Raw genomic sequence first — 1395 nt, 5'->3', positions numbered from 1 at the left:
TAATGCAGATCGTTTAAGCTAATTGAACGATCTTTCAAAGGGCTCATAATAGGCTACAACAGAAGTTGTGGCCTATTTTTATGTCTGAATTTATTAAAGAATTACACCTTACGACTGAGTTTTGCCAAGATCGTGATATTGATTCGTTCACTAAGCACATTCCCCTTGAGTGGATTGAAGAAGCTGTTACCCAAACAGGAAGAGCCTCTGTACGCAAACGACGCTTCCCCGCCGAACAAGCCGCTTGGCTTGTGTTAGGAATTGGTTTATTAAGAAACCGCTCAATATCTGAAGTCTGTGACAAACTAGAGCTCGCTTTTCCTGACGCTAAAGGAGAGCTTCCACCATTGGCGACCAGCAGTATTATAAAAGGGAAAGAAAAGCTAGGCGCAGCGCCTATGAAACACCTTTTTAAACATGCAGCAACGCAGTGGGAGCAGTCGCAAACTTTTGATGACGTGTGTGGTTTAAAGCTGCTAAGCGTTGACGGTACACAATTTAAAACCCAAGATACGCCGAGTAACCGTCATTTTGGCTATGCTCAATCGACAACGAACTTCCCCTCAGTACTTGCTGTAACCTTGATGTCGACAAGAACGCATTTAATATCCGATGCAGCGTTTGGCCCCATTACTCAAAGTGAAATTCATTATGCTCAACAGCTTGTTGGCTCAGCACCTGAACATTCACTAACTCTATTTGATAGAGGTTTCTTTTCGGCTGAACTATTCACGAGCTGGCAAGGTGTTAGCAAAAATCATCATTGGCTTACGCCCATCAAAAGTAAAATGCGCTATGAAATAACGGAATCATTTAGCGATTACGACCACTTAATAACAATGCCTATTTCGCCACAAGCTAAAAAATCAGCCCCTTACCTAGGTGATACATGGCAAGCAAGGCTTATTCAAATTCCGACACCTAAAGGTGAAATAAAAGGGTTCATCACCTCATGCGCCTGTCCAGAAAAGTACCCGCTGAAAGCGCTACTCGATGTTTATTGGCAACGATGGGAAATAGAGCGAGGATATGGTGAGCTCAAGCAATATCAATTATCTAATAAGCCAGCGCTACGGAGCTTGAAACAGGAAGGTATTTATCAAGAGCTCTGGGGTATTCTGACGTCATACAATATCGTGAGACTTGAAATGGCAGAGATGGCTAAAGCCCATAAAGTGGAGCCATTACGCATCAGTTTCATAAACGCATTATACCTGATACAAGACGAGTTTTTATGGTGCTCAGGTCGAAGCCCCGGGACAATCCCTAAAAAGCTAAAAGAACTACGTGAAAACGGTAAACGGCTAATATTACCGGAGAAAAGAAAGCGAAAAGCTTATCCGCGAACGGTGCTCGCAAAGACACAAAAATATCCAGTTAGGTATAAACGAAAAA

General features: G+C 42.7%; 1 protein-coding gene. It reads left to right on the top strand.

What is annotated here, in order from left to right:
- Positions 1-80: 80 nt before the first annotated feature.
- Positions 81-1395 (top strand): IS4 family transposase (locus QL998_RS20615; protein WP_290193391.1); only part of this gene is annotated, 1315 nt, incomplete at its 3' end.

The organism is Pseudoalteromonas sp. APC 3691 (genome assembly GCF_030408135.1).
Taxonomy (GTDB): Bacteria; Pseudomonadota; Gammaproteobacteria; order Enterobacterales; family Alteromonadaceae; genus Pseudoalteromonas.
The sequence above is the reverse complement of the archived record's forward strand: the minus strand, read 5'-3'. Positions and strand labels throughout refer to the sequence as shown.